Consider the following 6,845-nt stretch of genomic DNA (forward strand, 5'->3'; position numbering starts at 1 on the left):
CCCCGAGCCCGAGCCCCGCCCCGAGCGCCGCATGCGCTCCCCCGAACGCCGCTGACTGGACGCGGCCCTGAGCGGACGCATATGGGTAGGCCCATGCGAGCGACCCGGTCATGGCTGGCCCTCCTCATCGCGGGAATCGCGCTGACGGGCTGTGCGAAGCACGTGGACACCCGGGTGGCCGGGGACGACGACGCGGCCATCGACGGCATCGAGGCCCGCCTCGACGAGCTCCGGGCCCGCGAGCAGGGCGACGACCTGACATGCGCGCAGCAGTGCGACGTCTCCGCGAAGACGTGTGCCACGGCGGAGGAGCTCTGCGGCCTCGTGGAGCAGCAGGCGGACCGGGACGACCTCCCGCCGCGCTGCGCCAGGGCGCGCGAGCAGTGCGCGGGCGCGGGTGACGGCTGCGCGCGGTGTCAGGCGCCCTGAAGAACCGCCCATGCGTCGCCTCTGACTCCGTGCCTATGATGGGCCGGATTGAGGAGCCTCCCCATGATGACCCGTCTCTCGCTGATGCTCGCTGCTTCGTCGCTCGTGCTGGCGGCCCCTGCCCTCGCGGAGGACGACGGCCTGACGCCGGAGAAGGTGGCGGCCATCCAGCGCGATGAGGCCGCGGCCCAGGCGAAGGTGAACGCCGACTACGGCAACCGGAAGCCGTCGGAGATGACCAACGCCGAGCGCGGCCAGGCCATCCGCGACCAGCAGAAGGAATCCGCCAAGGTCATGGAGAAGCACGGCGTCTCCGCGAAGGAGTTCGCCAACTTCACGGCCCGGATGACGCCCGAGGACAACCAGCGCGCCGCCAACGAAGCCAAGAGGCTGGAGGACAAGGCCAAGGCGGAGAAGGAAGCCGAGGCCAAGAAGCGCAAGGGCGATGGCGAGGTCCACATCCAGCAGGGCTTCAGCGACGCGGACCCCGTGGAGCTGGAGTCCGAGGAGGGCGCGGAGCCCTCCGTGGACGTCGACGGCAGCCTGGACAGCAGTGCGTCGGCGGCTGCGCCGGTCGTGGACATTGGCTCCAGCGCCGGCACGGTGAAGAAGTCCTTCACCCGCAAGTCGTCCAAGTCCTCGCGCCGCGGCAGGTAGCCCCCCGCCGCGACGGCCGTCCTCCGCCAGGGCCGTCAGCGGCCCCTGGAGGCCAGCTCCCGCGACCGCGCCTGCCACACCTCATCGTAGGGGCAGGAGCAGTCGGTCTCCTCCGGCTCCGGGTAGGCGTAGGTCTGGCCTTTGTAGTTGCGGAACAGGGTCTCCCGCTCGCCCCGCTCGATGACGTAGTCGGGCTGGAGGGTGACCTTCCCTCCCCCACCCGGCAGATCCACCGCGAGGTGCGGCACCGCGAGCCCGCTGGTGTGGCCGCGAAGCTGCTGGAGGATCTCCAGTCCCTTGGCGATGGGCGTGCGCAGGTGCTCGCATCCTTCCGCCACGTCCATCTGGTGCAGGTAGTACGGCCGCACGCGGCTGCGCAGGAGCACGTGCGACAGCTCCTTGATGATGCGCGCATCCGAGTTGAGCTGCCGCATCAGCACCGCCTGGTTCTCCACCGGCACGCCATGGTCCACCAGCCGCTCGCACGCCTCACGGGCCTCGGGCGTCACTTCCTTCGGGTGGTTGAAGTGGGTGATGACGTAGACGGGCGCGTACCGGCGCAGCAGGCGCGCCAGTGAGTCCGTGACGCGCATGGGCAGCACCACCGGCACCCGCGTCCCGATCCGGATCATCTCCACGTGGGGAATCTCGCTCAGCGGCGCGAGCAGCGACTCCAGCCGCTCTTCGCTCAGCAGGAACGGATCTCCCCCAGAGATGAGCACGTCGCGCACCTCCGGGTGGCTGCGCACGTAGTCGATGCCCCGGCGCATCTGGTCCTTTGTGAGCTCCGCCTCGCCGCCCTTGGTGATGCGCCGCCGCGTGCAGTGGCGGCAGTAGACCGAGCACGTATCGAGGGCCAGGAACAGCACCCGGTCCGGATACTTGTGGACGATGCACTCCTCCGGGCGCGTCTTGTCCTCGCCGAGCGGATCCTCCAGCTCCCCGGGCCGCACCCGGGCCTCCGCGCGCACCGGAATGGACTGCATGCGCACCGGGCACGACGCGTGCTCCGGGTCGATGAGCGACAAGTAGTACGGGCTGATGCCAATCCGGAACAGCGAGGACGTCTCCTGCACCCCGGCGCGCTCCTCCGGGGTCAGGCGCACGTAGCGCTCCAGCTGCTCCAGGTTGCGCACCGAGTGACGCTGCTGCCAGCGCCAGTCCGTCCACTCCGCGTCGGTCGCGGACGGGAACAACCGGGCCCGTCCCTCGGCACTGAGCGAAGGACGGGGGGACGACATGGGCGCCGTCCCGCCCGCGGAGGAGTCCATCACGCTGCCTTGGGCTGGTCCCGCCACCACGCCTGGCCGGCCTCCGGCAGCGTGTCGATGGGATCGAAGTACTCGTACTTCCGCTCAAGTGCGCCGGGGTCGTTCGCTTCCACGCTCGTGCGGTAGTTCTTGGTCCAGTAGGAGATGCCGCGCTCGCGGTCGTACTCCGCCACCTGGTGGATCCACCGCTTCCCCACGAACGGCACGTCACAGACGATGCGCGGCGTGGCGAAGCCCGGCATGTAGCCCATGATGTCGTGCTGGAGCTTCTGCGCCTGCGCCACCGACAGCCGCCAGTGCTCGCTGTTGGGGATCATGTCGCACATGTAGAAGTAGTACGGCAGGATCTTCGCGTGGTCGAGCAGCGTGAAGCACAGGTCCAGGAGCGCCTTGGGACTGTCGTTCACCCCGCGCAAGAGCACGCCCTGGTTGCGCACGTCGCGGAAGCCCATGTCGAGCAGCTTGCGCACCGCCTTGCCCACCAGCGGCGTGAGCTGCTGCGCATGGTTCACGTGCGTGTGCAGCGCCAGGTCCACGCCGCGCTCCACGGCCTTCTTCGCCAGCCGGTCCAGCCCCGCCAGGACGCTGTCCTGGAGGAAGTGCTGCGGCAGCGCCATGAGCCCCTTGGACGCCAGGCGGATGTCGCGGATGTTCGGGATGTCCATCAGCGCGCTGACGAACGGCTCCAGCGCCTGGATGGGCAGGTTCGCGATGTCGCCGCCGGACACCACCACGTCGCGCACGGTGGGCGTGCGGCGCAGGTAGTCCAGCATCTGCTCGTAGCGCTCCTTCTGCCCCGTCGCGAACTTGTGCTTGGAGACCTGCGGGACGTCATTGCCCACCAGGTCCATGCGCGTGCAGTGGCCGCAGTACTGCGGGCACGTGGGCAGCATCTCCGCCAGCACCTTCGTCGGATAGCGGTGCGTCAGGCCCTCGACGACCCACATGTCCGCCTCGTGGAGGCTGTCACGGCTGGCGCGCGGGTGGTTGGGCCAGTCCGTGCGGCGGTCGGCGAGCGCCGGCAACATGTACCTGCGGACCGGGTCGCTCCACAGGTCCTCCAGGTTCATGGTGTTGAGCATCTGGGGCGGGACGAGGATGGACATCGTCGCCCGCTCCTTCTGGTCCAGCTCCATGCTCGCGGCCAGGTCGTCCGGCAGCAGCTCTCCGAGCGTCGCCTTCAGCTCGCGCAGGTTCTTCACGGTGTGCTTGCGCTGCCACACCGAGCTCTCCCACTCCGCCGCGGTGACGTCCTTGTAGCCCGGGATGCGACGCCAGTCGGGCTCCACGAACTCCTTGCGAAGGGGATAGGTGAACGGCTGCTGCGCGGGGCCAGCGTCGGGCTTGCCTCGAGTGGACGTCGTGCTCATGAACACATCACCTCAACGTAAGGAGCGTCGTGGGCGAGGCGTCATAGCCTGCCCCCTGACATCCCTGCTCAACAATCGCCGAGGGCACAAGATGCCCGATGGCGCAGTGCGTCCGTTCACTCCACCTTGACGTTGATGAGCTTGGTCAGGTTCTCCGCATCGATGACCACCACCTGGGGCTTGGTCGACTTGCCGTTGAGCTTGAAGACGACCTTGCGCTTGCCCACCGGCAGGGACAGCGGATTGCCCAGCGTCACGGGAGTCAACCGACCCGTGTTCTTCCCATCCACCCAGATTTGAGCGCCCGTCGGAGACGTGCTGCAGGCGAACTTGCCCATCGCGGCGGCGGCCGGCTTCGGCGGAGGAGGCTTCGGGGTGGGCGGGGGCTTCGGGGTGGGCTGCGCCACGGCCACGGGCGGGGTCTTCGGCTTCGGCTCCGGAGGCGGGGTCTTCGGCTTCGGGTCAGGCGGCGGAGCTTCGGCCACCATGTCCACGGGGACACGCACCTCGGTGTCGCCGTTGGACGTGAAGTCGCCGGAGAACGGCTTGTAGCCCGCGCGCTTCGCCGTGAAGGTGTACTTCTTGCCCATCTCCAGGTCGCCGAGCTTCGCCCCGGGCAGCTTGCCCAGGGACTTTCCGTCGACGGTGATCTCCGCGCCCTCCTGTCCCTCGAACAGGGCCGTAAACACCTTCGGCGCGGGCGGCTCGACGGGCTTCTCCGGCGTCGTCGGAGGCGGCTCCGGCGTCGTGGAAGGCGGCGTGTTCTCGACCACCGGAGGCGGGGCCGTGGGCTCCGCGGGCTTGGGCTCCGGAGGCTTGGGCTCCGGAGGCTTGGGAGGCGGCGCTTCCGCTCTCAGGCTGAGGAGGATGGGGGCCGCCGCCTGTCCGGCGGTGACCTCGATCTGCTGCGTCACGGGCTGGTAGCCCGGAGCGGACGCGGTCACGTTGTGCAAGCCCGCGGAGAGCTCGATGACCTGGTTGGCGTTCACCGTCTCCCCGTCCACGAGGACGGTGGCCCCCACGGGCGCGACGAAGTTCACGGAGCCCGTGGACGCGCCACGCACCGCGAAGATCACGCCCACGACGAGGAGCAGGGCCACGCCCGCGGCCACGCCGATGATGGCGGGCTTGGGCAGCGGCTTCTTCGGTCCGGCGGGGGCCTTGGGCTTGGCCTTGGCCTCGACTTTGGCGGCCGGAGCCGGCTTCGCCATCTTGGAAGCCTTCTGGGGGATGGTCGCCGGGCCATCGGCCTCGTCGTCGTAGGGCGGCTCCTCGCCATCCTGCCCCTCGTCCCCGTAGTCCTCCTGGTCGTCCCGCTCGAACTCGTCGCCCTGCTCGTCGTAGGCGCCTTCCGGGTCCTCCGCCTCCGCCGCCTGGGGGCGCAGGCCGTTGTGGCGCGCGCCCACCGGGAGGGTGATGTTGCCAGTGGTCTCCTCTTCCTCGGGCTCCAGCACCGGAGCGGCCGAGCCACCACGGGAGCGCGAAGGCGGCGCTGTCGGCGCAGGACCAATCATGGTCGCGCCCGCGTAGGCCTCCCCACCCTCGTCCCCGATGATGACCTGGGACTTGGGACCGCTCTTGCCCTTGCCGTTTCTGCCTTCGTCCTGGGCGAAGGGAGAAGCACTGGTGTGGTGCCCGGCCCGGTCGATGGGGTTCTCCGAACGGCCGGTGATGCTGTCGTCCACGACGACACTGCTGTCGGCGATCCGCGTCTCCGGGGCGCGGAACGTGTGCGTGGAGTCCACGATCTGCGTCTTGTCCGCGGCGCCATCCATCTCCGCCAGTTCTTCAGCGGAAGGAGGCGGGATGTAGCCAGGCGCGGGCTGAGCGGGCGCCGTGGACGCGCGGCCCGCGGGAGAGCCAGAAGCCGACGGCGCGGGGGACTTCTTCTGCGCGGTCGCGCGGGGCGCCGCGACCGGGGGCGGAACCGTCACGCCCGAGTGCTCGATCTGGTCCGGGCGCTCGACGGAGGCATAGCGCTCCATCTTCTCCGCCTCACGGAGCATGTCCTCGGCGAAGGCCTCCTTCATGAAGCCGGACAGGTGCTTCGACGAGTAGATGGCGTCCCCCGCGAGGAGGAAGCGCATCAGGTCCTCCTGCAGGTCCGACGCCCACTGGTAGCGGTCCTCGGGCTCGCGAGCGAGCGCCTTGAGGACGACCTTCTCCAGGCCCGCGGAGATGTTCGGATTGAACTCGCGCGGCAGCGGGATGTCCGCGTTGCGCACCTTCTCCAGCGTGGAGAAGTCCGACTCGCCCACGAAGAGCTTCTCGCCCGTGAGCATCTCGTAGAGCAGCACGCCGACCGCGAAGATGTCGCTGCGCCGGTCGATGGGCATGCCCCGGACCTGCTCCGGGCTCATGTAGCCGAACTTCCCCTTGAGGATGCCAGCCTGCGTCTTCTGCGAGCGGTTCGCGGCCTTGGCGATGCCAAAGTCGATGATCTTCACCTCGCCTTCGTACGAGACGAGGATGTTCTGCGGAGACACGTCGCGGTGGATGATGTGCAGGTCCTGGCCGCGCGCGTCCTTCTTGCGGTGGGCGTAGTCCAGGCCCTCACACATCTTGGAGACGATGAACACCGCCTGTGCGGTGGGCATGATCTCCTTGCGGCGGCGGTAGCGCTCCAGGAGCGTGCGGACGTCACGGCCCGCCACGTACTCCATGGCGATGAAGTACGTGTCCTCGTGCTTCCCGAGCTCGTGGATGTGCACGATGTTGGCGTGGTTCAGCTGAACGCTGATCCGCGCCTCGTCGATGAACATCGTGATGAACTCGTCATCCTCCGCCATCGTCGGAAGGATCTTCTTGATGGCGAGGATGCGCTCGAAGCCTTCGACGCCAAAGGCCTTCGCGATGAAGACCTCGGCCATGCCGCCGACGTTGATGCGCTCGAGGAGCAGGTACTTCCCAAAGAAGGTCGGCTTCTTCATCTCGCGGGGCTGCCCGGCGCCGGCGAGTACGGACCGCGGCAGGCGGTGCGCAGACCGGGGGGAGCAGAGACTCTAGATCCAGTGGGAACGCCGGTCAAACATCCACGATGACGCGATTCCCCAAGGAATCCGAGAACTTGGCGTTACCTTGCCCCAGAACTGACCCACCCACCTCCCCACGTCGACCC

The 6,845-nt window shown here is 68.7% G+C and carries 5 protein-coding genes; 2 read left to right on the forward strand and 3 right to left on the reverse strand.

The window, feature by feature from the left end; genetic code table 11:
• The first annotated feature begins 93 nt into the window (after positions 1-93).
• A complete protein-coding gene (locus D7W79_RS36375; protein ID WP_244222164.1) occupies positions 94-429 on the forward strand; it encodes a hypothetical protein in 336 nt (111 codons plus the stop codon).
• A gap of 63 nt (positions 430-492) precedes the next feature.
• The gene (locus D7W79_RS36380; protein WP_120529886.1) at positions 493-1,086 is read left to right on the forward strand and encodes a hypothetical protein; all 594 of its coding nucleotides are present in this window, start codon (positions 493-495) and stop codon (positions 1,084-1,086) included.
• Between the two features lie 35 nt (positions 1,087-1,121).
• Here D7W79_RS36380 and D7W79_RS36385 read toward each other — a convergent pair whose 3' ends face one another.
• From D7W79_RS36385 to D7W79_RS36395, 3 genes are all read right to left on the reverse strand, one after another.
• On the reverse strand, positions 1,122-2,357 hold the full coding sequence (locus D7W79_RS36385) for a KamA family radical SAM protein (RefSeq protein ID WP_120529888.1): 1,236 nt from the start codon (positions 2,355-2,357) through the stop codon (positions 1,122-1,124).
• Entirely contained in the window at positions 2,357-3,727 is a 1,371-nt protein-coding gene (locus D7W79_RS36390) for a KamA family radical SAM protein (RefSeq protein ID WP_120529889.1), read from the reverse strand. The genes D7W79_RS36385 and D7W79_RS36390 overlap by 1 nt, the downstream gene beginning before the upstream one ends.
• A gap of 116 nt (positions 3,728-3,843) precedes the next feature.
• Positions 3,844-6,657, reverse strand: a complete 2,814-nt coding sequence (locus tag D7W79_RS36395; RefSeq protein WP_120529887.1) for a serine/threonine-protein kinase — start codon at positions 6,655-6,657, stop codon at positions 3,844-3,846.
• Between the last annotated feature and the right edge of the window lie 188 nt (positions 6,658-6,845).

The sequence above is a fragment of the Corallococcus exercitus genome (assembly GCF_003611585.1).
GTDB lineage: Bacteria > Myxococcota > Myxococcia > Myxococcales > Myxococcaceae > Corallococcus > Corallococcus exercitus.